25 protein-coding genes and 1 pseudogene are annotated in these 25,318 nt (G+C 39.8%); 8 read left to right on the forward strand and 18 right to left on the reverse strand.

All coding sequences use genetic code 11. The annotated features are described in order from the left end of the window. Nucleotides 1-7: 7 nt before the first annotated feature. The 10 genes from kdsB to E0H80_RS05185 all read right to left on the reverse strand — a co-directional run bounded on the left by kdsB (nt 8) and on the right by E0H80_RS05185 (nt 8,729). Nucleotides 8-769: a 3-deoxy-manno-octulosonate cytidylyltransferase gene (gene kdsB, locus E0H80_RS05140; protein WP_131363771.1), complete on the reverse strand. Its 762-nt coding sequence runs from the start codon at nt 767-769 to the stop codon at nt 8-10. A 12-nt stretch (nt 770-781) separates the two neighbouring features. Continuing rightward, on the reverse strand, nt 782-1,786 hold the full coding sequence (gene lpxK / locus E0H80_RS05145) for a tetraacyldisaccharide 4'-kinase (RefSeq protein WP_131363773.1): 1,005 nt from the start codon (nt 1,784-1,786) through the stop codon (nt 782-784). Between the two features lie 3 nt (nt 1,787-1,789). Then, complete coding sequence (gene msbA / locus E0H80_RS05150; protein WP_131363775.1) at nt 1,790-3,517, reverse strand: lipid A export permease/ATP-binding protein MsbA; 1,728 nt, start codon at nt 3,515-3,517, stop codon at nt 1,790-1,792. Then, on the reverse strand, nt 3,517-3,939 hold the full coding sequence (locus tag E0H80_RS05155; protein ID WP_067866775.1) for an ExbD/TolR family protein: 423 nt from the start codon (nt 3,937-3,939) through the stop codon (nt 3,517-3,519). The genes msbA and E0H80_RS05155 overlap by 1 nt, the downstream gene beginning before the upstream one ends. Before the next feature lie 8 nt (nt 3,940-3,947). Continuing rightward, nucleotides 3,948-4,586, reverse strand: coding sequence for a MotA/TolQ/ExbB proton channel family protein (locus tag E0H80_RS05160; protein WP_131363777.1), 639 nt, complete (start codon nt 4,584-4,586; stop codon nt 3,948-3,950). A 30-nt stretch (nt 4,587-4,616) separates the two neighbouring features. After that, complete coding sequence (locus E0H80_RS05165) at nt 4,617-5,504, reverse strand: ParB/RepB/Spo0J family partition protein (protein ID WP_131363779.1); 888 nt, start codon at nt 5,502-5,504, stop codon at nt 4,617-4,619. Beyond that, the gene (locus tag E0H80_RS05170) at nt 5,501-6,283 is read right to left on the reverse strand and encodes a ParA family protein (RefSeq protein ID WP_067866770.1); all 783 of its coding nucleotides are present in this window, start codon (nt 6,281-6,283) and stop codon (nt 5,501-5,503) included. Before E0H80_RS05170 ends, E0H80_RS05165 begins: the two co-directional genes overlap by 4 nt. Before the next feature lie 25 nt (nt 6,284-6,308). Further along, a complete protein-coding gene (gene rsmG, locus E0H80_RS05175) occupies nt 6,309-6,941 on the reverse strand; it encodes a 16S rRNA (guanine(527)-N(7))-methyltransferase RsmG (RefSeq protein WP_131363781.1) in 633 nt (210 codons plus the stop codon). A gap of 85 nt (nt 6,942-7,026) precedes the next feature. Then, nucleotides 7,027-7,716, reverse strand: coding sequence for an N-acetylmuramate alpha-1-phosphate uridylyltransferase MurU (gene murU, locus E0H80_RS05180; RefSeq protein ID WP_131363783.1), 690 nt, complete (start codon nt 7,714-7,716; stop codon nt 7,027-7,029). Beyond that, a complete protein-coding gene (locus tag E0H80_RS05185) occupies nt 7,716-8,729 on the reverse strand; it encodes an aminoglycoside phosphotransferase family protein (RefSeq protein ID WP_131363785.1) in 1,014 nt (337 codons plus the stop codon). Before E0H80_RS05185 ends, murU begins: the two co-directional genes overlap by 1 nt. A 120-nt stretch (nt 8,730-8,849) precedes the next feature. Between E0H80_RS05185 and E0H80_RS05190 the strand changes: the two genes are divergently transcribed. Both E0H80_RS05190 and E0H80_RS05195 read left to right on the forward strand, forming a co-directional pair. Beyond that, complete coding sequence (locus tag E0H80_RS05190) at nt 8,850-11,309, forward strand: LPS-assembly protein LptD (protein WP_131363787.1); 2,460 nt, start codon at nt 8,850-8,852, stop codon at nt 11,307-11,309. Then, nucleotides 11,309-12,613 (forward strand): peptidylprolyl isomerase, encoded by a 1,305-nt coding sequence (locus tag E0H80_RS05195; protein WP_131363789.1) that lies wholly within the window; start codon nt 11,309-11,311, stop codon nt 12,611-12,613. The genes E0H80_RS05190 and E0H80_RS05195 overlap by 1 nt, the downstream gene beginning before the upstream one ends. A 647-nt stretch (nt 12,614-13,260) precedes the next feature. Here E0H80_RS05195 and hfq read toward each other — a convergent pair. The 4 genes and pseudogenes from hfq to tsaE form a co-directional block, all read right to left on the reverse strand. Continuing rightward, nucleotides 13,261-13,792: pseudogene (gene hfq / locus E0H80_RS05200) on the reverse strand (RNA chaperone Hfq). Between the two features lie 90 nt (nt 13,793-13,882). Then, on the reverse strand, nt 13,883-14,827 hold the full coding sequence (gene miaA, locus E0H80_RS05205; protein WP_131363791.1) for a tRNA (adenosine(37)-N6)-dimethylallyltransferase MiaA: 945 nt from the start codon (nt 14,825-14,827) through the stop codon (nt 13,883-13,885). Nucleotides 14,828-14,833: 6 nt separating this feature from the next. Further along, complete coding sequence (gene mutL, locus E0H80_RS05210) at nt 14,834-16,792, reverse strand: DNA mismatch repair endonuclease MutL (RefSeq protein WP_131363793.1); 1,959 nt, start codon at nt 16,790-16,792, stop codon at nt 14,834-14,836. Continuing rightward, nucleotides 16,785-17,261, reverse strand: a complete 477-nt coding sequence (gene tsaE, locus E0H80_RS05215) for a tRNA (adenosine(37)-N6)-threonylcarbamoyltransferase complex ATPase subunit type 1 TsaE (RefSeq protein ID WP_131363795.1) — start codon at nt 17,259-17,261, stop codon at nt 16,785-16,787. The genes mutL and tsaE overlap by 8 nt, the downstream gene beginning before the upstream one ends. Nucleotides 17,262-17,412: 151 nt before the next feature. Between tsaE and E0H80_RS05220 the strand changes: the two genes are divergently transcribed. From E0H80_RS05220 to E0H80_RS05230, 3 genes are all read left to right on the forward strand, one after another. After that, the gene (locus E0H80_RS05220) at nt 17,413-18,318 is read left to right on the forward strand and encodes an RluA family pseudouridine synthase (protein WP_131363797.1); all 906 of its coding nucleotides are present in this window, start codon (nt 17,413-17,415) and stop codon (nt 18,316-18,318) included. 115 nt (nt 18,319-18,433) lie between these two features. Beyond that, the gene (locus tag E0H80_RS05225; RefSeq protein ID WP_131363799.1) at nt 18,434-18,769 is read left to right on the forward strand and encodes a type II toxin-antitoxin system RelB/DinJ family antitoxin; all 336 of its coding nucleotides are present in this window, start codon (nt 18,434-18,436) and stop codon (nt 18,767-18,769) included. Nucleotides 18,770-18,858: 89 nt separating this feature from the next. Next, nucleotides 18,859-19,302: a GNAT family N-acetyltransferase gene (locus tag E0H80_RS05230; protein WP_067866665.1), complete on the forward strand. Its 444-nt coding sequence runs from the start codon at nt 18,859-18,861 to the stop codon at nt 19,300-19,302. Here E0H80_RS05230 and E0H80_RS05235 read toward each other — a convergent pair. Beyond that, nucleotides 19,295-20,005 carry a pseudouridine synthase gene (locus E0H80_RS05235; RefSeq protein ID WP_131363801.1) on the reverse strand — a complete coding sequence of 237 codons (711 nt, stop codon included), beginning with the start codon at nt 20,003-20,005 and terminating at the stop codon, nt 19,295-19,297. The genes E0H80_RS05230 and E0H80_RS05235 overlap by 8 nt on opposite strands. A gap of 141 nt (nt 20,006-20,146) precedes the next feature. On the opposite strand from E0H80_RS05235, the gene E0H80_RS05240 reads away from it, so the two are divergent. After that, a complete protein-coding gene (locus E0H80_RS05240) occupies nt 20,147-20,599 on the forward strand; it encodes a DUF441 domain-containing protein (protein ID WP_131363803.1) in 453 nt (150 codons plus the stop codon). Nucleotides 20,600-20,751: 152 nt separating this feature from the next. On the opposite strand, the gene E0H80_RS05245 is transcribed toward E0H80_RS05240, so the two are convergent. Then, on the reverse strand, nt 20,752-21,672 hold the full coding sequence (locus E0H80_RS05245) for a LysR family transcriptional regulator (RefSeq protein WP_131363805.1): 921 nt from the start codon (nt 21,670-21,672) through the stop codon (nt 20,752-20,754). Nucleotides 21,673-22,319: 647 nt separating this feature from the next. Beyond that, the gene (locus E0H80_RS05250) at nt 22,320-22,682 is read right to left on the reverse strand and encodes a hypothetical protein (protein ID WP_131363807.1); all 363 of its coding nucleotides are present in this window, start codon (nt 22,680-22,682) and stop codon (nt 22,320-22,322) included. Nucleotides 22,683-23,306: 624 nt separating this feature from the next. Between E0H80_RS05250 and E0H80_RS17110 the strand changes: the two genes are divergently transcribed. Then, nucleotides 23,307-23,447 carry a hypothetical protein gene (locus E0H80_RS17110; RefSeq protein ID WP_416224570.1) on the forward strand — a complete coding sequence of 47 codons (141 nt, stop codon included), beginning with the start codon at nt 23,307-23,309 and terminating at the stop codon, nt 23,445-23,447. Nucleotides 23,448-24,006: 559 nt separating this feature from the next. Further along, complete coding sequence (locus E0H80_RS17115) at nt 24,007-24,174, forward strand: hypothetical protein (RefSeq protein WP_416224571.1); 168 nt, start codon at nt 24,007-24,009, stop codon at nt 24,172-24,174. Between the two features lie 82 nt (nt 24,175-24,256). Here E0H80_RS17115 and E0H80_RS05260 read toward each other — a convergent pair whose 3' ends face one another. Continuing rightward, entirely contained in the window at nt 24,257-25,240 is a 984-nt protein-coding gene (locus E0H80_RS05260; RefSeq protein WP_131363809.1) for an ion transporter, read from the reverse strand. Between the last annotated feature and the right edge of the window lie 78 nt (nt 25,241-25,318).

Here is a 25,318-nt window from a genome sequence, read left to right on the forward strand (position 1 = left end):
CCAAATTTTACTCAAAGCAGGAAACATCCATTCCATTCAGACGATCTAAATCTGCTTGCGTATCAACACCTGGTGGCAAGTTGGCTTCAGCAACGGCAATCGCAATACGGTGACCATTTTCAAGCACACGTAATTGTTCCAGACTTTCCAGTTTTTCCAACACGCCCATCTCCCAAGACACATATTCTTGCAGCAAATTTACACGATACGCGTATAGCCCCAAGTGACGGTATGCCTGCGAATGTAATTGCTGTGCGTCTTGTTTCGCACCATCACGATCATAAGGAATGGTCGCACGGCTGAAATACAACGCCTGGTTGTATTTAGACATCACCACTTTCACAATACTGTCACGATGAAACTCATCCAGACTATGAATCGGCTCACACAAGGTAGACATGGAGGATTCAGGCTGTGATTCTAATAGTTGTGCCACCTGTTGCACCAATTGAGCAGGCAGCAAAGGTTCATCACCTTGTACATTGACAATGATATCTTCACTTGCCCAACCTTTAATGCGTGCAACCTCGCTTAAACGATCTGTGCCCGATGGATGATCAGCACTGGTAATGACAACATCCACACCTTCGGCACGGCAAACCTCAGCAATACGTTCATCATCGGTTGCAACACATAAATCATCAAAATCCGCGACTTTTTTTGCCTGATCAACGACCCGTAAAATCATGGGACGACCATGAATTGCCAGTAATGGCTTACCTGGTAAACGTGAACTTGCAAAACGTGCGGGAATAACAATATGTTTCATGAACGATGAACCTTAAGAAATTTGAATACCGAGTTGCTGTAATTGCTGATTTAAAACTTCATAACAGTGTGGCGAAAGTACAGCTTCAACAGGAACCACCCAAATTTCACGTTTGAAATCTGGATTTTGCTTTAATAAGGGCAGAAGTTTCACTGCATCTTTTTCGGTGGTAATAATCGGATTTGCATCCTCAAATTGAAGATCACTGATTTCATAATCGTAATGATCGGGAAATTCATGACATTGAAATTGATGAATCCCCATAGAATCTAAAGTTTTATAAAACCGCTGTGGGAAACCAATCCCTACCACTGCATAAAAATTATCAGCTGGATTAAAGGGTTGACTATCTTCAGCATTGAGTAAATACGGGCTAGCCACCTCTAAATGCATATTTAGAGTAGAGCTAGGATCTGCTGCATGCTCAATCACCGTCCCTGTATTTAAACGGCTTGGAGGCTCGCGCAAATATCCTTCAGGTAATAACTTTTGGTTACCCAAGCCACGATTCTGATCCAGCACAATCCATTCAATTTGACGCGCTAAAGCCCAATGCTGTAAACCGTCATCACTAATAATTAAATCCAACTCATATTTAGATAATAAATACTCAATACTGTGCTGCCGATTTGAGCCTACCACCATGGGTACACCAGTAGATTGAACAATCAAGCAAGGTTCATCACCCACAATTTCTGGCATAGATTCCAAATCGACATAGGCAGGGAAAGGACCTTTCCCACCATAACCACGACTAATCACACCCACCCGAACATTTTGGCTGTGTAGATAATTGACCAGCTGGATCAGCAGTGGCGTTTTACCACTACCGCCAATGGTAATATTGCCAATTACCATCACCGGTACTGGAGCCTGATAGCTAGTTTTAATCCCCAGTTGGTACAGTTTTTTATTCAGTAAAAAACCACCACGATAGATCCATGATAAAGGTCTAAGCACAATTAACCACTTGGCTTGTTTATTCCAAGCGTCCTGAATCAATTGGGCAATTGACATAAATCAATTTTCCTCAAAATTACGCTGATGCAATTGGTAATAAGCGCCATGCTTGGCAATCAATTCCGCATGCGTACCTTTTTCAACAATTGCACCTTTATCCATCACCACAATAAGGTCAGCATTTTCAATGGTCGATAAACGATGCGCAATCACAATGGTGGTGCGATCCTGCATGGCAGCATCAAATGCACGTTGAATATAGTATTCCGATTCGTTATCGAGTGCACTAGTCGCTTCATCAAGAATCAGGATCGGCGCATTTTTCAAGATTGCACGCGCAATTGCAATACGCTGGCGTTGTCCACCTGACAAGTTTAGACCTTGTGCACCTAATGGCGTATCATAACCTTGCGGTAAAGCCATAATAAAATCATGCGCATACGCAGCTTTAGCCGCTGCAATAATATCTTCTTCTGGAGCACCTTCAAGTTGCCCATAGGCTATATTTTCACGAACAGTACGATTGAATAGCACTACTTGCTGATTCACCATCGCAATCTGGGTTCGTAAGGTATTTATATCCAGCGACTGAATATCCTGTTGATCCAAATAAATATGACCTGAACTCGCTTCCTGAAAACGCACCAGTAGATTCACTAACGAAGTTTTACCTGCGCCTGAACGTCCCACCAATGCAACCGTTTCACCTGCTTTAACATTCAAGTTAAAATCATGAATCGCCTGATGACCATCGGAATAAATTAAATTCACGTTTTGGAATTGAATATTACCCTTCAGAACGGTGGTTAGAGTTCCAGTGTTTTGTTCTTCGGATAAATCGAGTAATTCAAAAACTGAATGCGCCGCCGCCATACCACGTTGTAATTTTTCATTCACATCGGTCAGGGCTTTAATAGGTTTGCTTAACATACCCGCTGCCGTGATGTAAGCAACAAATTCACCGGCACTGGTATCACGTAAAATTTCCGGTCGTAATGCAATCCAGATAATCAGCCCCATTGCAATCGACATAATAAATTGCACAACGGGGCTATTGAGCTGTTGCACCACCACCATTTTCAAACCACGTCTTAAATTTTCAAGCGAGTGATCTTTAAAACGGGTTTGCTCATACTCTTGCCCACCAAAACCTTTGACCACTAAATTACCATTTACCGTTTCTTGCACCACATGGTTAACATCCCCCATGGTGTCCTGAACTTGTAAAGATAATTTACGCATCCGTTTCGATGCTTGGCGAACCAAGAAACCCATCAATGGCGCAAAAATCAGAATAATCAGAGTCAGTCGCCAATTGCTGTATAACAGGAAGCCGAGCAAGCCAAGCGCAATCAAACCTTGTTGCACAATGGTTTTCAGTGATTCAGAGGAAGCAGCGGTTAACTGCTCTACGTTGTACATAATTTTAGCAGTGATATGTCCACTGCTATTATCTAAATAATATTGAGACGGCAGTCTAAGTAATTTAGCGAAAACTTCCTGTCGGATATTAAAAACCAGATTGCGTGAGATTACTGCGGTGTAATATCCCCCAATAAAGGAACCCACTCCCCGGAAAAACATCAGCAAAATAACAAGAAAAGGAAAAATAGAAGTAAAGCCTTGATCTCTATTTTGTATTGCAGTAATGATTTTTTCTAATAATTTTGCAATAGAAACTTCTGTTGCAGCACTAATTGCAAAACCGATAAAAACTAATATCGCCACGCCCCAAAAAGGCTTCAAATAGCCCAAAAGACGTAGATAGACTTTAAAATCTTGCTTCACTAATAACCTCTAGACGGAACTTTAGTACTAATATTGATGTTAACAAAACCCAGTTGACCCGCAACATCCATCACCCGAATCACATCCTGATGCGTGGCTTTGGCATCTGCCGCAATCACGAACATTAAATCACGACGATCATTAGAAATCTGTTTAATTGCAGTATTTAAATCCGCTACATCTTTACTTGCGAGCGATTGTCCGTTAATTGAATAATGCCCGGAAGCATCCACAACCACTTCAACTTTATGATCATATTGCTTAAGTGGGACACCTTGCGCATCGGGCAAGGTTAAATTCAAGCGGCTAAACTGGTTAAATGTAGTAGATAACAATAAAAAAACCAGAATAAACAGCAAGCAGTCGATCATGGGGGTTAAGTTAATAGGAATATCTTCAACTTGTGTGCGTTTGAATTTCATTTTCCACCCTAACCTGCTTTTCTTATATCTTGTTCTTCATCTGTAGAACTTTGATAGAAAAGTGCTGCATGGAATAAGGTCGATTGTTGCTCAAGTTCAGCAACATACTCTTGCACCAAACGCTGAAAATAACGATAGGCAAACAAGGCAGGAATGGCAATAAACATACCTGCTGCAGTCGTAATCAATGCTTTTGAGATACCCGGAATCATCAAGGTTGGATTACTGTTGGTACCCAAATCAATCACCAAAAATGATTCAATAATCCCCAAAACTGTACCTAGCAAGCCCAATAGGGGTGCTACGGCACTGAGTGTACCTAGGAAATTAATATTTTTTTCCAAATAGCCTATTTCTTGAGAAGCGGTCGTTTCCATCTGGGCACGAGCATACTGCTCATTTTTATTTTTACTTTGGTAACCTGCAGCAAAGATGCGCCCCAAGGTGCTACCTTGCAAGCCTTTATTTTGTTGCAATTGTTGCATGACAACATCGGCATTTTGAGTTTGATTCAGTAACAATGCTTTAGGCAAAATCATTGATTTTTTTAATCGAATAAAACGCTCAATGGTTATTGCTACTGTAAAAATCGAACATAAAACAAGGGGAAGCATCAGCCACCCACCTGCTTTGACTAATTCCCACATCTGTTTTTCCCCAATAAAACCAACAAAAAATTATTCTGCGAAACAAATATTTAAAATGCCATCCAACTCATCAAGTGAATGGTATTGAATAACAAGTTTTCCTTTACCTTGCTTATTATGATCAATTTTTACATCAGCACTAAAACGTTCAGCCAAACGCTGAGTTAACTGCTGGATATCTGGTGCAAGATCCACTTTTTCTTTTTCTTGTTTAGGTGCGTTTAAATCACGGACCAGTTGCTCGGTTTGGCGTACTGATAAACTTTTTTCAATCACATGCTCTGCAACTTTCAGCTGATCTTTGGCTTTTAAAGTTAAAATGGCCCGGGCATGCCCCATATCAAGCAGACCTTGTTGCATGAAATCTTTGACCGATTCAGCCAAGGTCAAAAGACGCAATAAATTACTTACAGTCGTACGTGCCTTACCCACGGTATCGGCAATTTCCTGGTGACTTAAACCAAATTCCTCGTGAAAACGCTGCAATGCCATTGCCTGATCAATTGGATTTAGATCTTGACGTTGAATGTTTTCAATCAATGCCAATGCAATGGCCACTTGATCGGTCAGGTCACGCACAATGGCCGGAATTTCAGTTAAACCCGCAAGCTGTGCTGCACGCCAACGACGTTCACCGGCAACAATTTCATAGGGAAATTTCTCATCATCGATTGGACGAATGACGATCGGCTGCATCACCCCATGTTTTTCAATCGAAGCAGCAAGTTCTTGAAGATCTGGTTCATGAATAAAACGACGCGGTTGATATTCACCACGTTTCAGCAAGTGAACATCAATCTGTTTCAATTGCCCATGATCTAAACCTTGAGCTTCCATCTGTAATTTTTCTTTTTGGATTGAACCAAGCAAGGCATCCAGACCACGACCTTTAGCTAACCCGCGTTTTTTTGTGGTCATGCTTTAATTCCTTTTTTTACTTTGCTTTTCTTTAATACTTCAGCCGCTAAATTTAAGTAAGCAACTGCACCTTTTGAATTTTTCTCAAAATAGATAATCGGCAAACCATGTGCCGGCGCTTCAGCAAGACGCACATTCCGCGGAATAACGGTGTCATACAGCTTCTTGCCAAAGTATTGCTCAAGTTCTTCTGAAACATCACGTGTCAATGCATTCCGTGCATCATACATGGTGCGCAAGACACCTATAATTTGCAAATCCGGGTTGAGTGCTTGTTGAATACGGTCAATGGTTTGGGTTAAATCTGCCAAACCTTCAAGTGCATAATATTCACATTGCATTGGAATCAGCACACTATCAACCGCTGCCAAAGCATTTACGGTAATCAGGCTTAAACTGGGCGCACAGTCCACAATAATATAATCAAAAGAATGTTCTATTTCTTTTAAAGCTTCCCTCAGAATAAACTCACGACCATCCTGTTCTGCAATCGCGAGTTCCACACCCGCTAAATCACGGTTTGCACCTAAAACTTTATAACCGACTTCCGCTTTGCTAATTGCTGTTTCAATAGGCACTTCACCCAATAAAACATCAGTTACCGAATACAAAAGATCATTTTTTTGGATACCAGACCCCATCGTGGCATTTCCTTGTGAATCCATGTCCACAAGTAAAACGCGCTTCTTTAATACAGCTAACGATGCTGCCAAATTTACTGCGGTTGTGGTTTTGCCTACACCACCTTTTTGGTTCGCAATCGCAATAATTTGTGCCATGGTAACCCCAACCTTTCAAAAATAATTAAATACGTTTTAACAAAAGCAGATGACGCTGTTCATCCAATCGCGGAACCTTTAACGCAATGATGTTACAGCTAAACTCTTGCTGAATAGCAGCGACTTCTTCTTCAGGAATGAGGCCTTTCATTGAAGCAATAATACTGTTTTCATGCATATAAGGTTTCGATGCAGCAACAAAGTCGGTTAATGACGCAAAGGCACGACTGGTAATGACATCGAACTGCCCCAAGTCATTGATGCTGTCTTCATTTTCGACACGCGTTTGCACTGCAATCACATTTTTTAATTTTAAATCTGCGATAAACTGCTTCAAGAAACGAATTTTTTTGCCATTTGAATCCAGCAAAACACATTCACGTTCGGGCTGACACAATGCAATGATCAGGCCCGGCATACCGCCACCCGTACCAATATCCAGCAGACGTCCTGTTGGCAAGTCTTTTAAAATACTTAAGCTATCCAGCAAATGCTTAACTAACATTTCTTTTGGATCACGAATTGCAGTCAAATTATATGCTTTGTTCCACAATACCAAAGCATCTTGGTATTTGAGTAATAAATTTAAAGTCTCATCGCTGAGCTCTAAACCCAAAGCCTGACTACCCTGCTTGAGTTCTTGAAAAAACGTATGCATATACAATTAACGTCTCGAAAAAGTTAGGTGAAGTATACCGATTTATACATGAAGTCACAGTAGCGAGTGCTTAGTGAATACGCACTTAATCGTACAAGCCTTGCTTAATTTGTTGATCTAGCGCATTTAATCGTTCCGGAGTGCCAACATCGACCCAAACCGCCTGCATCTTCGAAGCAGATATTTTCTGCTCAAGCATGCCTTGTTTCAGCAAGGGCGCCAACGGGCGTTTACCCGCTGCCAGACCATCAAACATTTTAGGATGAACTACCGCCACACCGCTATAAGTAAGTGCTTCTCCCGGTTGTTCTTGTTCAAAAGTATAGGCACGACCATTTGATAAAATGAAATCACCAGTCGGATGCTGTTCTGGATTAGCTACAAATACCAGATGTGCTAAATCTTCTGCAAGCTGCACATTCAATAAACAACTAAAATCCATCGTGGTCCAGACATCGCCATTGACCAAAATAAACGGTTCATCACCCAGCAATGGCAAGGCATTGATCATGCCACCAGCGGTTTCCAGACCTTCACCTTCATGTGACCACAAAATATTTACGCCAAACTGCGAACCATCCCCTAAAGCAGCCGCCAGTTTCTCAGCTAACCAAGCGGTATTAATGACAATTTCAGTCACACCGATGGCTTGTAATTTTTCAATATGCCAGACAATAAGTGGCTTTCCACCCACTTCAAGCAAAGGCTTGGGCGTATGTAGCGTCAGCGGACGCATACGGTTACCCATTCCCGCCGCAAGAATCATCGCTTTCATTATGCAACAACCTCATAGCTGCCATATTTGGCTGCAAATTTTGGCATCACTTTGGCTTGGATGAACTGCATAAAGGGTTGAAGCTCTGCATAATTTTTACTTTCTTCCAGTAAATACCACATCACACGCGGCAAATCTTTCAAGTAACCTGTTTTTCCGTCACGCTCAAATAAACGCACAAAGATACCCAAAATTTTAAGATGACGCTGAATCGCCACCATATCGGCATCTTTTTTAAATTGTTCAAAATCGCGGTCTTGTTTTGCAGTTTCCGGCAATAAGTCATAGAAGACTCTAAACCATTGATAAACCTGATCTGCGTTCCACTGCACATAAGCATCACGGGTAATCGAGATTAAATCGTAAGTATCGGCACCAATCACCGCATCCTGAAAATCAATTACGCCAAGATCGGTCTCGCCTTCAATTTTCATCAGGTTACGGCTATGAAAATCGCGATGCACAATCACTTGCGGTTGCGCCAGTGCTGCATTGGCCAAAATTGCAAAGGTACGTTTAATTAATGCCTGCTCATCTTGAGTCGGTTGAATATTTAATGAAGGCAGCATCCAGCCTGTGAGCAATTCCATTTCAGAAATGAGTTTCTCATAGGAATAAGCCGGAAAATGTTCTGTGCCATCAATTGCCTGCAATTCGATCAATTGTTTAAAGCTTTGTGCATAATAGGCATCAACCGTGTCATCGTTCAGCAAGGTTGAGAGCAAAATATCACCAAAATCTTCTAGCAATAAAAAGCCTTGCTGCAAGTCTTTAGCGACAATATGCGGAACGCGAACGCCCTGACTATCGAAAAACTGGTCAATCGTCACAAAAGGCACACAATCTTCTTTTTCTGGTGGTGCATCCATGAGCATAAATGTTTTATTATTCAACTTGATTCGTGCATAACGACGGAAGCTTGCATCGCCTGGCAAAAAATTAATTTCAAATTGATCTGAATCAAGTACAGATGTAATCCATGTATATATGATTTGTTCACGTTGTGTTTTCATTTGCGATAAATTCTAAAACAGGCTGAGTTTTTAAAGTACTAAGTGTAGCCACTTATAAACTTTTTCTCTATGATGCGAGAATAATTAATTGCGATTAAGCATACTTGGTTAATGAGACAAATGAAGCATCAGTTTAAATTTAATCCTTTAGCGACTGCCATCTTGACCCTTCTATGTGGCAGCTCGATTTCAAGCTATGCTGAGTCCACACTTCCAGCTTCGACTGTCGACAATCAGAAAATGAAGGACAGCATTCAGGAAGCTTATCCGGGGCAACAATTTTTTGAACAATATTATGTTGATAAATCATCACCTGAAGCTCAGCAACGTCAGGGACAATATTTAAGTTCCGCTTATTGTCAAGGTGCCTGGGTTACGCCGATCAGCCCAGAAACCAAAGCCATTGATGCTTCAGACGCCACGTCAGTGGTTACTGCCGATTATGGTCATTACGATCCTAATGGTGACTCTGTCCTTCAAGGCAACGTATTGATTGATCAACAAGGCCGTCAAATTCGTGCCGATAAAATCACCATTGATCAGACCCAAACTTTTGCCAATGCTGAAGGTCGTGTGCAAATGGCGCAAGCCGGATTACTCGCACAAAGTGATCAAATTAATTACAATCTAAAAACTCAGCAAGGCGATTTAAAAAACAGCTTCTATATTTCTGAACAACAACATGCGCATGGTCATGCTGAAAAAATTGCCCGCACCTCTGACAATGTTGTGGTAATGAACAATGCCACATATAGCACCTGTCCACCCGATGAAACGCCAACCTGGAAAATTCAAGCAGATAAAATCACTTTAAATCAAGAAACTGGTCGCGGCGAAACGCGCGGAACCAAGCTCTATGTTAAAGATGTTCCCGTCTTAGCAGTTCCTTACTTTAATTTTCCGATTGATGACCGTCGTACAACGGGTATTTTGACACCAAGTTTCGGCTTTACTAACGATGGTGGTGTAGAACTTGCTGTTCCAGTATATTTAAATCTGGCACCCAATTATGATGCTACCGTTACTCCGCGATATATTGCTGATCGTGGACCAATGCTGGAAGGCGAATTCCGTTATTTAACAGAAAATTTCGGTTCAGGTGTAATTAGCGGCGGTTATTTAGCTTCGGATGACCAATATGAGGGTCAAGACCGTAAAGAATTACATCTACTACATCAATGGCAAATTAACGATCAATTTTCTACTAATTTAGATTATAACTATGTCTCAGATAAAGATTATTTAGCTGATTTAAATAACAACCCTAATTCGAAGACCGACTTAAACTTGCGTCGTTCTTGGGAACTTAACTATAAAAATGGTATTCCCGGTTTAAAAGCTCAGTTAAAAGTTGAGGACTTCCAAACACTAGATCAGTCTGTCTCTGATGAAGACCGCCCTTATGCCCGTTTACCCCAGTTCCTGTTAAATTATAAAACAGGCAACCCACTAGGTTTACAATACGAATTTAATAACGATACTGCTTACTTTAAAAAAGATATTAATCTTTCTAATACAGCGAATACAGGCTCCTTTGAACCAAGCGGTACCCGTATTTATAATGACTTTGCTGTTCGTTATAACTACCGTAACCCATGGTCATTCGTTATTCCTGAAGTATCGCTTCGTAACGTCAACACTTTCTATGATCAAGATACAATTAATGCGAACCAGAACATTAATTCTTCAAATGAGAATCAATCGGTCACTGTACCGCAGTTTACTTTAGATACTGGCTTGACCTTTGAAAAAGATGGGAAGTACTTGCAAACCCTCACTCCACGTGCATTTTACGCCTATGCACCGTATAAAAACCAAGAGGGTTACCCAAATTTTGACTCGACAACTGCATCAATCAATTATGATCAATTATTCAGCCCGCGTCGCTTTTATGGTCATGACCGTTTAGAAGACAACAATTTCTTATCTTTAGGTCTAAGTTATAGCCTATTTGATGAAATCGGTCTGGAACGCTTAAAAACCAGTATCGGACAAAGCTTTTATTTTGAAGATCGTCGTGTAAATTTAGAAAATGAACCTGATCAGTTTGATACTGAACGTCATACCGGCCCTGTTGTAAGTGTTTCTAGCCAACTGTCACAAAATTTCACCATTGGAGCCAACTCGGCATGGATGTCAAATGGTGACAATGCTCAACGTGACTTGCAACTCTATTACACCGGCAATAAAGGTAATCTATATAACGTGGGTTACTTCTATCGCAAAGATATTCCAAACCGACAAAAGCAATATGATCAAGTCGTTGCATCCTTCATTCAGCCTGTATCTAACAACTGGCGGATTATGGGACATGCTCAATATGACTTAGAAAACAACGTCGCACGTGAATACCTATTGGGTGTAAATTATGAAGCATGTTGCTGGGGCATTTCAGTTTATGGACGCTCTTACTATAATGACCTAGACGATGTGAAGGCGGAAGGCGTAAATGCCAAACGCGCCATTATGGCGGAAATCAGCCTGAAAGGTTTAGGTGGTTTCAATAAAAAGCTTTCATCATTACTAGAAAATCGCATTCTAGGTTTTAATAAAATTAATCAATCTTGGACAGAACGTTAATGAAGACAATACAGTTAAAACATTTTTTCAAAGCGACTGCTCTTGCTTTAGCCCTCTCTTCATCAATGACTACATTCGCGCAACCAACAGACGAAGTTGTTGCTTTGGTAGATAGCACTGTCATTTTAAAAAGTGATTTAGATCAAAGTGTGGCAGAAATAAAGCAACAACTTGAAGCTCAAAAAAAACAAGTTCCGCCAGAACAATTTTTGCAACAGCAAGCCTTAGATCAGCTGATTACTCGCCAAGCACAACTTGAACAAGTCAAACGCTACAATATCAAACCCAATGAAAAAGAGCTGAATGAAGCCGTTCTTAAAGTAGCCAGCCAATCTGGCAGCAAGAGTTTAGAAGCATTTCAACAAAAACTTGATGCTATTGCACCTGGAACGTATGAATCGCTACGCAATCGTATTGCTGAAGATTTAGCCATCAATCGCCTTCGTCAACAAATGGTGATGTCGCGCATTAAAATTAGTGACCAAGATGTAGAAGATTTTCTAAAAACACCACAAGGTCAAGCAGCATTAGGCCAGCAAGTTCACGTGCTGCATGTCCGTATTTCGGGTGATAAAAATATTGAAAAAGTTGCACAACAGATAAAAACTGCGTTAAAAGACAGTAATGATATTGCTGCAATTGATAAAAAATTTACAGCCAATGGTATAAAAGTCGAAAGTGCAGATATGGGTTTCCGTAATCTGTCCGAAATTCCAAGCGAGCTTGCGGCACGCGTAAGCCCCCTACAGGTTGGACAAACTACGGACTTGATCAAGGTTCAAGATGGTATTCACATTCTAAAACTGTTAGATCGTAAAGGTGCAGAGCAAAAAGCCATTGTACCTCAATATCAAGTACGCCATATTTTGATTCAACCTACTGAAGTCGTTAGTCCTGAAAATGCGAAACAACAAATTGACAGCATTTATAATCGTTTGAAAGCAGGTGAAGATTTTGCAGTACTGGCATCAACCTTCTCAAATGATCCAGGTTCTGCTCGCGATGGCGGTAGCTTGGGCTGGGTTAACCCGGGTGTGATGGTGCCCGAGTTTGAAGCTCAAATGAAAAGTTCGCCTGTAGGTCAAACCAGTGCCCCATTCCAGTCTCAATTTGGCTGGCACATTCTACAAGTGACAGATATTCGCCAAAAGGACATGACGCGTGAATATCAAGAACGTATGGCACGTCAAATTCTGGGTGAACGCCAGTTTGATGCAGAGCTAGATAGCTGGTTACGTGAAATCCGTAGCAATGCTTTTGTCGAGATTAAAGACCCAAGTCTGGATCGTAAAAAAAATAAATAAACTTAATTGGGTTAGCATTAAAAAAAACCAGTTGCGACGAGTAACTGGTTTTTTATTGCATAAACATTGAGGCGGTCTTTACATCAAAATTGGGCTAATTTATCTAGGTTCTGTTCACATTTTTCAATGTATATGCAGATGAAAATATAAAAAAGCAATAAAATTTCATCGTATTATTTTAGTCTGTGTTATGAGAAAACTTGGAAATTTATGGACTGGAACCTCATTCACAATTGGTTCCTCCATAGGATTGCTATTTGCATCTACTGGCAAATAATTTTTTGGATTGTGTCCATTGATTTCTTTTAAGATATTTTGACTTTTTCATATTAGCAATATAATTATATGTTCAAAAAAATTTAATGAATGAATAGTCAATCTGAATCAATATTATTTTCAATAAAAATAAATATTTCAAAAACTTACCACTTATAGATCAAAAATAAAACTTGTTAATTACTGAGTAGTATTTCGCAATAAAGTTAGGAAAATCTTTCTAAAAGTAAATCGTTCGAATCTTATTTTACCAATTGAATTTTACTTGGGTAATATTTTCACACAAGTATATATGCACAAATTAATTTTAAAACCATAAATATTTAAATAAAAAAAACCCCTCACAAGGAGAGGTTTCCAAAAATCAACGATTAACGATTATTTTCGTCGTCTTGAGAATCTTCAAATTTTGTTTCGCCTTCGAAACCTGGGGTAGATTGACCACCGAAGCCACCTTGACCGCCAAAGCCACCTTGACCACCGAAGCCGCCTGGTTGACCACCGAAGCCGCCTTGACCACCGAAGCCGCCAGGTTGACCGCCGAAGCCGCCTTGACCACCGACAGCCGCCTGGTTGACCACCACCGAAGCCGCCTTGACCGCCGAAGCCGCCAGGTTGACCGCCGAAGCCACCTTGACCGCCTTGAGCACCAAAGCTACCAGGAGCGCCTTGCGCACCGGCAGGAGCACCGGCAGGACGTGGGTTACGGGCAGGAACTACTGTAGAAATCGCATGTTTGTAAACCATTTGGCTTACAGTATTTTTTAATAAAACGACATATTGATCAAAAGATTCAATATGACCTTGTAATTTAATACCGTTAACAAGGAAGATAGAAACAGGGATACGTTCCTTACGGAGAGAATTCAAGAACGGATCTTGTAAAGTTTGACCTTTAGACATGTTATAACTCCAAAAAATTTAAAAATCAGCGCAAAAACTATCTCTATTTTTCAAATAAAAATTATAAAAAGACAGTTACTAAATTTTGCTTTATCCGTAACAGTTTCGCAAGTCTTCTTGAGCCTGCGTTATCGTCAAATATGTTTTAAAACTATGCGATTCCTGCAAAGATCTTAACCATGTATATTGACGTTTTGCAAGTTGTCGTGTCGCAAACAAGGACTTATCCTCCATTTCTTGCCGTTTTTCGTTACTTTGATCACTTTTTTGCAGGAATTCTAAAGTTTGACGATAACCGACAGAGCGCATGGAGGGTAAATTATCATTTAAATCGTATTTTCCAATCAGACCTTCCACTTCATGTAAAAATCCGATATCCCACATAGTTTTAAGTCGCATCTCTATACGTTTATGTAATTCTACACGATCAGGCAATAAAGCATGATTATGAAAAGTGTAACGATATGGTACATTTTTAGGTTGTTCAGCTTGTAATTTTGTAATCGGCTGTCCAGTAAGCTTAAATACTTCCAATGCACGAATGATTCTTTGCTTATCACTGCTCTTAAATTTCTGCCCAGCCAATGGATCTACTGCACACAATTCTGCGTAAACCGTCTCCCAGCCCTCCCGCTCTGCTTGTGCTTCGATTTCAGATCTGATGGCATGATCAGCACTGGGTAAATTGCTCGACAACCCTTCTAGCAAGGCTTTGAAATACAACATGGTTCCACCCACTAAAATGGGTGTTTTACCACGTGCATGCATATCATCAATCAATGTACAGGCATCTTCGACAAAATTGGCTGCCGAATACACTTCCAACGGTGTGATAATATCAATCAGATGATGCGGATAGCGTGCCTGTTCCTCTTTGGTCGGCTTGGCTGTACCAATATCCATGTCTTTATAAACCAGCGCAGAATCGACGGAGATGAGCTCAAAATGGCCTTGCTCATAAAGTTCACATGCCAAAGCGGTTTTACCACTTGCAGTTGGTCCCATTAAATTGATGACCGGCAATTGATTTGACATGTACAACTACTCTCCTCGAGCAAAAAGTTTATCTAATTGTGAAAGTGGAAAGGCACGCCAGGTTGGACGGCCATGATTACACTGACTGGAAAATTCGGTTTGTTCCATTTGACGCAGCAGTGCATTCATTTCCGAAAGGCTCAATATTCGATGTGCACGAACTGCGCCATGACAGGCCATTCCCGCCAAAATTTGATCACGCTTTTGCAACAAGCCTTGGGCTTCATCACTTGGGTCTAAATCATTTAGCAATTCTGGCACTAAAGATTCAAAATCGGCCTTATGTAAAATGGCAGGCACCCCACGTACAATCACTTGTTCGTCGCCATATTGGTCAATTTCCAGACCTAAACGCGCAAGTTGATCTTTCAGGTCATCGACCCGCATGGCTTGCATACGACTGATACTAATGACTTTGGGAATGAGCAGCTGCTGTGAAGTCCAGAATTCCGGTTTGTCCCAAGCGGCTTTCATTTGTTGCAATACAATCCGTTCATGCGCGGCATGCATATCAATAATAATCAAGCCTTCGGTATTTTGCGCCAGGATATAGATTCCATGCAATTGTGCAATCGCAATACCCAATGGATGTTCATCGACTGGAACAGCTGTACTCTGTTTAAATTGATTAGATGCTGCATTGGCAGTTGATGTGGATGATTCACGTAATGGTGCCAAATAACTTTGCAATGCATTATTGAGCTGCTGCGAACCTGCATAGCGATTTTGCGAAGACTGAGCTGAATATTGAACAGGCTGCGGACTACTGGCGTTGAAATCCGTTAATAACTCAGTAGATGACTGAGCTGCCATTGCTGGCTCCAAAGTCCCTACAGCACGATGGAGTTGAAACTGCTCCTGATAACGCGGAAGTTGCGTTTGAGGATGGTGAGCATCTGCCTCTTGCACTTTCATGGCTTGGGCCAAGTCAGCACTTGCGGTTTGAAACTGAGACAAAGTTCCTTTGGCAAAATGACGCACAAATTCATGCACTTCACGTTGATTTAGAAAACGAATTTCATGTTTGGTCGGATGTACATTAACGTCAACATTTTCAGGATCAACTTCTAAAAACAGCAAATATGCAGCATGCTGATGACCATGCAGAATCCCGTCGTAAGCCATACGCAAAGCATGAGAGATGGTTTTATCTTTGACAATACGCCCATTCACGTAGACATACTGCAAATCTGCTTGTGAACGTGCATCGGATGGATGCCCGAGCCAACCAGATAGACGCATGCTGATACTATCAGCATCCATCCAATAGGCATTTTCAGTAAATTGACGACCCAACAATTGCTGGACACGCTGAAAACGGAGTTCGCCACTATCAGCAACAGGTAAGTTCAAACGGATATTATTGTTATGCTCTAAAAGAAAACGGATATCAAAATGGGTTAAGGCCAAACGACGGACAATTTCTTCAATATGTCCAAATTCGGTACCCTGCTTTTTTAAAAATTTTCGACGTGCAGGCACATTAAAAAACAGATCCTGAATCCGGATATGGGTGCCTTTTTGAGTCGCGACGGCCTGAATTTCCTGATGATCAAAAGCGGTACCATTTACTTCCACCCGATAACCGATACCTTCATCATTCTGACTGCTGGTCAGGGTTAACCGTGAAACTGCCGCAATCGAAGCCAAAGCTTCTCCACGAAAACCCAAACTGACAATGGCCTGTAAATCATCTGCAGTATGAATTTTGCTGGTGGCATGACGCATGACGGCCAGCGCTAAATCATCTGGATGAACTCCATGACCATTGTCTATGATTTCAATTAAGGTACTACCACCTTGTTCAACACGAATAATAAGTTCGGTCGCACCCGCATCAATTGAATTTTCTAATAATTCTTTTACCACCGATGCAGGACGTTCAATCACCTCGCCTGCCGCAATCTGGTTCGCCAGAGCAGGATTAAGGGTATGAATACGACGTTCGCTTAAATCATTACGCATTGTTAAAATGACTCTCTAATGCTTGGTTTAACGCTGCTGATGCAAAACTTAAACTTGCTCTACGTGTCAGCTCATCTTCAGACTTTTCAATATTAATAATCAGGTCAGCTGGTGGAATTTCATCGCCACCTTTTGAAGGCCATTCAAATAGAAATAGCGCCTCTGGTGTTTCTAAATAATCACGAATCCCCATCAGCTCAAGTTCATAAGGGTCGTTTAAACGGTATAAATCGAAATGAAAGATATCTTTGCCATTAATATGGTACGGTTCAACCAAGGTATAAGTGGGACTTTTTACTGCACCCTGATGCCCTAAACTTTGCAAGAAATAGCGTGTCAGAGTGGTTTTCCCTGCGCCTAAATCACCAATTAAATAAACCACGCCCGTGTTAAAATGCTGCGCCAAAACCTGTGCTAGATTTTGGGTATCGTCTTCATTATTCAAGGCCAAATTAAATGAATACTGCATATTATTCCCGACATGATTCCAAAGACCAATTATGATAGCATCGCACCGCTTTATTGCCCATGCTCACACTTCTAAATGTGTAACTTTTCCTACATTTCCTTGTAAATATCATTCATTTTAATTAACGACAGATTGATCCAAGACAAATCACATGACCAGCACTGAATTTATTCCGCCAATGATTGATGGCGTAAGCGCAAGCAAAGTATTTCTTCCTAAAATGAAGCCTACGCTGACCACTGTCTATCAATATTTATGTCAGCAGTTTGCACATATTGAACCCACTGAATGGCAACAACGTTTTGCTGATGGTCTTATTTATGATGCATCGGGTAATGTCTTAACATGTGATGCACCCTATATTGAAAATAGCCACGTGTTTTACTACCGTTTTCTAGCACACGAAATACATGTGCCTTTTGAACATGAAATTTTATTTGAAAATGAACACTTACTGGTGATCGATAAACCGCATTTTTTAACCATCAGCCCAACCGGTCAGTACGTTCAAGAAACACTGTTGGTGCGTTTAAAAAAACAAACCGGTAATGAATTCTTAACCCCTATTCACCGTTTAGATCGTGAAACGGCAGGTGTGGTTTTATTCTCCAAACAAGCTTCTACTCGCGCTGTCTATCAGGAAATGTTTGCCCAACGTCAAGTTAAAAAAACCTACCAGGCTATTGCACCTTTTCATGCAGATTTAACATTTCCCTGCTATACCCGTTATCGAATGGAAAAAGGGCAACCCTTTTATACGATGCAAGTGGTTGAAGGGCAAATAAATAGCGAAACAGAAATTAATTTAATAGAACATGATTCGGTTTGGGGTAAATATGAACTTAAACCGATCACCGGTAAGCAGCATCAATTGCGCGTTCATTTGAACAGTTTAGGCATCGCCATCAAAAATGATCCTTTTTATCCGGTGGTACAGCATAAAAGGGAAGATGACTTTTCCGCACCTCTTCAGCTTTTAGCAAAACATATCTGCTTTAACGATCCCATCACTTTTCAGGAGATGGAATTTTCATCAAATTTTGAATTGAACTTGTAATAACCGTGTCATTACAATTTATTTTCGTAAATATAGTGTATGAATATTGAAATTACATTAGATTTGATTAAAATAAATGCTGAAAAGTTAAGTAATTAGATGTATTCAGAAAATTATGAGAAAAACCGAAGTTTATCAAATAAGACTTGACTCCCAAGAAAAAAAACACGCTTTTGCGGTGTTTAAACAATTGGGAATTACGCCAGCACAAGCAGTTCGACTATTCTTCAAACAAGTCGTGCTAACTAAATCCATCCCCTTTTCCATTGAAAATCAGAGTATTAACCTTGAACAGCTGTATAAGATTCGAAAATTAAAGCAACAGCAAACCCTTTTAAATGGTGAAGCAGAACAATTCATTGATGCTGAGGAAGAGTTTATTTTGGACGATGACCATTTAGACTTATTTGAAGAGCTGAATGCCATCTTGGGTGAAAGTGACAAAACTTAACAGTGTCGCATTTACAAACAAATTTTAAAAAACTGAATATAAAAAATTAGTTATGCTTCATGCAAAGACAAAAAAGCATGGAGTATAGAATGATCGTAAGACGTGCAACTCTAGAAGATCTACATCCTCTTGCAGTTTTATTCGATGAATATCGCCAATTTTATGGTGCTTCTTCCAACTTAAACGCATCTTATCAATTCTTAAAACAGCGCTTTGAAAATCAGGAAAGCGTGATTTTTATTCATGTTAAAGACGATGTTTTTACCGGTTTTGTTTTACTTTATTTAGGTTTTTCTTCAGTCGCTTGCTCAATCTATTATATTTTAGATGATGTGTATGTCACCCCAACCTATAGACGTCAGGGTTCAGCAAAACAACTGATTGATACTGCCATTTTATTTGCACGACATGAAAATGCATTACGCATTAGTTTAGAGACGCAAAAAACCAATTACCAATCACATCAACTCTATGAGCAAATGGGCTTTGTAAAAGATGATGAATTTCAAACTTATCATTGCTTCCTTAAATAGTCATGCGTGTCTTGGCGAGTTCTACTTGCTGTTCAGTTAAATAAATCCACTTGCCTTGTTCTAATTCAGGAAGTGCCAAAGCACCAATTTGTTGGCGATGCAATCGTTCAACTTTATTTCCCACCGCAGCCAACATCCGTTTCACCTGATGATAAACACCTTGATGAATGGTCAACTGTAATTCATTTTCTGAAAGCTGAATCACATCGGTCGCTGCAAAAACACCTGACTCGTTACGTAATTCTACGCCCTGCTGCAGTTGCTGAATCTGTTGTTCTGTCACAGGGTCGGCGGTTTGCATTCGATAGACTTTTGCCACATGTTTTTTCGGATGCGTTAGCGCTTGTAGAAACTGGCCATCATCCGTGAGCAATAAAAGCCCACTGGTGTCCTGATCTAGACGTCCTACACATTGCAAACCACGATTCATCAACACATCATCGAAAAGGTCAAACACACTAAAATGATGAGTCGCCTGATGAGAACATTCATAATCCTGAGGCTTGTTTAAAGCTATATAAACCTTTTCACGATAATCAAAACTTTCGCCATGCACGGAAAAACTTAAATTATTTAAATCAAGTTTATGTTTTGCATTGATGATGACTTCACCATTGATGGCAATCACACCATTTTTAATAAGCTGCTGGCAATGCTTACGCGAACCAAAACCTTGCGATTGCAACATCTTTTCCAAGAACATAAACCTAACCTCTTAACCATCCAGAAAGGCGCATTCTATACTGAAATGCAGACTAATTTTATTGTCCACGTTGTTTAAGATAAATCTAGACTCAAAACCCGTTACAATAGCTATTATTTACATCACTCTCCTTTAAAAATAATGTCCAATTTAGATTTAAATCTGATCGTTCTCTTGGTTTTATTGGCTTGCGGCATCTTTAGTCATAATAGTGCCGTGACGATTGCTGCGGGTGTTTTAATTGTTTTTCGCATTACCCCTTTATGTGAATTTTTCCCTTATTTGCAACAACACGGTTTAAATATCGGCATCATTATTTTAACCATTGGTGTTTTAACGCCTATTGCCAGTGGAAAAATTCCGGGAGATGCGATTTTAAAATCCTTTATGAGCTGGAAATCTTTGCTGGCAATTGCGATTGGTGTTCTAGTCGCTTGGCTTGGTGGACGGGGGGTTAAACTCATGAGCAATCAACCTGATGTGGTTGCAGGATTATTGATTGGTACGGTTGCAGGCGTTGCTGTATTGCGTGGAGTTCCTGTCGGTCCGTTAATTGCCGCAGGTATACTGACCCTGTTTATAGGTCATTCCTAATAATTATGAGTACTGATTTACTCAGCTTAAGATTCAGTTTTTGTGAAATTTTTTATTATCTCATTTAAAAAAACCAATAACAGATAAGTTAATAATCCAACTCATCTGTTCTATTGATGGCCTCAGTTTTTTAAATGAATGATCTATTCTATTTATGCAGAATAATACTGATTACGCTTTTGCGAGAATTTAGCCAATTGCTTTAAGAAGCCTTCAAAATAGCTTTTCTCTTTCTCTTCGGTTCTATAGCCAGCATATAAAGTACGGCGTAAACCTGTAGCAGACACGCAATCTAAACGGCGTGAAGTTACCCACCCTTTTTGCTCATATTCATTCACCACCCAATCTGGAAGTGCCGCAATACCTCGACCACTCGCCACCAATTGAATCAGCATTTGGGTTAAATCTGTGGTGCGTACGTGCTTCGGTTGGATATTTGCAGGAATAAACAGTTTTGCCATGATATCTAAACGGTGTTTATCGACCGGATACGTAATCAGGGTTTCCTCTGCCAACTCTTGCACGGTAATACGTTCGGCACGAACCAAGGGATGCGTATTGGATAATACCAAGCGTGATTCATATTCAAAAATCGGGAAATATTCGATGCCTTTTAACGCAATCGGATCTGCAGTAATCAACATGTCAAATTCTGCATTTTGCAAAAGTTCATGTGGATTAGCTTCAAAACCTGATGCAAAGTCCAGATCAACGTCTGGATATAGATGACGATATTGGTTAAGCAAAGGCATCAACCAGTCAAAACAACTATGACATTCTGACGAAAAAATAATACGGCCGGTTTGACCATGCACAATACGGGTGATATCAGTTTGGGTAATCTGAATTTGCGGCAATACATCATCCGCCAGTTTCAGTAAACGCTGTCCTACATTTGAAAAAGTCACAGGACGACTACGGCGATTCACTACCTCCACCCCATACCAGTGATCCAGTTCTTTCATTTGATGGGAAATGGCCGATGGGGTTAAACACAAATCATTGGCCGCAGCAACAAGTGAACCATGCTCACGTAAAGCAGTAAGTGTTTTTAAATGGCGAATTTCCAGCATATAAATAAAATTCCAACAAAGCGTATATTTTGAGCTTGGTATGAGGAAGCCCAAAACTATAAAAACACATAATGAATTAAATTAATTTTAGCATAAAAATAATGAGTAATTTTCATTTTTTATTTAATGATGTTTTCCGTAAAAAGAATAAGCATGCAAGAAAACCTCATGGTTATTAATTGTCATGTTCTTGGCTATTCAAAGGTTGGGGTGAAACAGGAACTTAAATTTACTGAAGAAAAAAAAAGATGATGCCGGTGTGGTAATTATCCAGATTGATGAAGCCGTATTCATGAAGGCTTAGCGCCACATAAAATGAATCAGATCGAATACTGGGATTGGGCAATGAAATCATTCAAACCCTATTTAAATAGCAATAAAAACATACTCTGATTCTTACCTATAGAGGTTATTCGGACTTTAAAGACTGCTTGCCGCAAATCATCACGGTGGATACAGATATCATGCTTAATGCGTATGGGGAATCTAGACTGTGATTTAAAAATACGTGACTTGGCGATTAAAAGGGCACTACAAGTTAATGAAGAATTGACTGAGGCTGCATAATTGACTGCGGTCAGGTATTTCAAAGCAAACATGGCCCCTTTTTAGGGATTATTTTAATATGAGATAAAATAGATCATCTACTAAGAAAAACGAAAATATTGCTCAGTGCCAAAGTCATAAAAACTTAAGGTAGAACCTGAAATGGTGATCTCAAAATAACTGGAACTGCCATAATGATAACCTTCGTATTTTTTTACGCCTTTCTTTTTTAAACTGATAAATTCACTATGGCCATAATCATATAAATTGAACTCTCGACCAGTATTTCGTCCCTCAAAAATGACCGATCTATGATAATCAAAAAGTTTGGCTTCCTGTTGATTTACATTGCCGCTTATTTGAGGATATACGCTTTCGTTATAATCATAAATATTGGATTTAGTATTACCAAATTCAAGCTTGGCAACCACTAATGCTAGAGCAGCTCTCTGATAATGTTTCATAAATTCTTCCCTTTTATTTTTTTAATTGTTTTGAATTATAGAAAAATCATCCTATTTTCTATTTTAAAAATGATTCAAATTATTTTTATTCATAAACAACATAACAAATTAATTTTTGAACGCAAAGTATTAATTTTATGATGTGCCAAATTCACTACTTATTAACTTTTCTTCACTTCTCCCCATTACCTCATTTATTCTTTTTTCTAATCTATTGAATGCCACAAGAATATTTAATTCGCGATGGATCAAACATTTACTAAAAAACGCGAGCAGCTTTAAAACTTTGGTCTTAATCTTATCGAAATGAAAAGCAATAGTGCCATGCTCATTTCAATGATTCTCCAGTTCAAATCCATCAAAAATAGAATAAAGACATATATTTCAATACACCCAAATTATTTATCGAAACAATATCAATTTAATATAAATGTTTTGACTATAGTTCGATCTACGACAAATAATGTATTTTTATTCCTCTTGATATTTAAGCTTAAAGCATTAATACATGCAGATTTGAGAAAACAGTGACTATAAAACTCATTTGTTTCGCGCAAGCTATTACTGGATTTTATATTTCATTCTGCAGAAATAGAAGCAGCTGCACGCGCAACATTTCAAAAAATGGCTGAACAGGTTAAGGCTTATAATTCCGCGCTGATTGTGGTCTTTGGCCCCGATCACTTTAATGGTTTCTTTTATGACCTGATGCCAAGTTTTTGTGTCGGTATACGCACAACTGCTGCAGATGACTGGAACTACTGACCTGCTCCATTAAATGTTCCAGAAGATAAAGCACTCGACTTAATTAAACATTGTCTAGAGCGCGATATTGATGGTTCCTATTCCTCTCGTATGCAGGCCCATCATGGTTTTACTCAACTGTTGGATTTGCTTTGCTAAGGTCAGCTCAATCATTATCCCGTCGTTCCGGTATTTATTAATGGCGCTGCTGCACCACTGCCACTAACCAAACGAGTGATTGGCGAATATCTTAAAACTTTAGATGGCATGTTCTAGTTATTGGTTTCGGTTGTTAATCGCATGATCCACCCCCTCCTCAAATTAGCACCGCAGCACCGGAAGTTCAGGAATTCTTGATTGCAGGCCATAACCCGACAGCAGAAACACATGATCATCGCCAATCCAAAATCATTACAGTTAAACCACGTCGGGCAGATGGTGACTATCAGTCGGGCAGATGGTGACTATCAGCCGGGCAGATGGTGACTATCAGCCGGGCAACCACTGAACCCGGAATGGGATAAAGATTTATTACAACGCTTTAAAAATTCAGATTTTGATTACTTAGCCAATACGAGCGATGAAAAAATTCGTCGTGATGGCGGTCAGGGGTCAGGAAATCCGTACTTCGATTGCGGCATTCGCAGCACTTTCTGCAAGGGGTGAATATGATTCAGAAGTATATTACTATGAACCGATTCAGGAATGGATTGCCGGTATAGGCATGATGACCGCTGAACCTAAATGATAAAAAAATGAGGAAGCGAATACTTCCTCTTTTTAAATTTTCGACTTTATTATCGATTCTTTTTTGCTGTAATTCTAGAACTTTAATCAGGCAGCTTATGCCCACAATGCGGACAGAAACAATATTTATTCCGTTCTTGCTCTAATTCTTCTTCCTTACGCTCACGAATGAGCTGTAATACAATATCCTGTGTCTGCTCAACAGTCAGCCCTACTTCTTTACGCAAGTTTTCAATTTTTTCTGCATCAGTAAAAAAATCAATTTCTGCGACCTGTAAAAGTTCACGAAATTTAGATTCTAACTTTTGCTTACGCAGCTCAAGCTCACTCGCCAAACCAGTCGCCAGAATACCCGCAGGAAGTGCAGCCAAACCGACGCCTAAAATTGTAATCAATGCCCCCAAAAACCGACCCAACGGCGTGATTGGCGTAACATCACCATAACCTACTGTAGTGAGCGTGACCACGGCCCACCACATAGAAGCAGGAATTGAGCTAAATACTTCTGGCTGTGCTTTATTTTCAACAACATACACTCCAGCTGCTGCCATCACTATCATAATCAGCAAAATAAAAACAACCGCTTGAAATGCACCTTTTTCACGTTCAATCACACGCAACAAAATTTGTAACGATACAAAATAACGTGTCAGCTTAAGCAGTCTAAATAATCTGAGAATCCGCAGGAAACGTAAATCGATATGCACAAAGAAGTTGATGTATGCGGGTAAAATTGAAAGTAAGTCGATAATGGCACCACCACTTCGCACCCACAACCATCTATTTTTCCATGCACTATTAAACGGATTTTTTTCAGCAACCGACCAAAATCTTAATAAATATTCAGCGGTAAAAATAAAGATGGAAAATAATTCAAAAGCATCAAAGAACACGTGGTACGACAGATAAATATCATTAATCGATTCCAGTAAAACTGCAACAGTATTCCCAATAATCAATAAAACAAGAAAGACGTTTACGTTGCGACTAAAATTACTTTCATAGTCATCATTATGCAAAGTATCATAAACAAATCTGCGAAGCTTGTACCACGCTTTGAATTCCATATCCGTGGGTTACTGTTGAGTAAGATTTTTAAGTGTAGCGTAACTTGACGCTTGGGATATGAAATTTTCTAAAAATTA

Origin of the sequence: Acinetobacter sp. ANC 4779, from assembly GCF_004331055.1 — a bacterium.
GTDB lineage: Bacteria > Pseudomonadota > Gammaproteobacteria > Pseudomonadales > Moraxellaceae > Acinetobacter.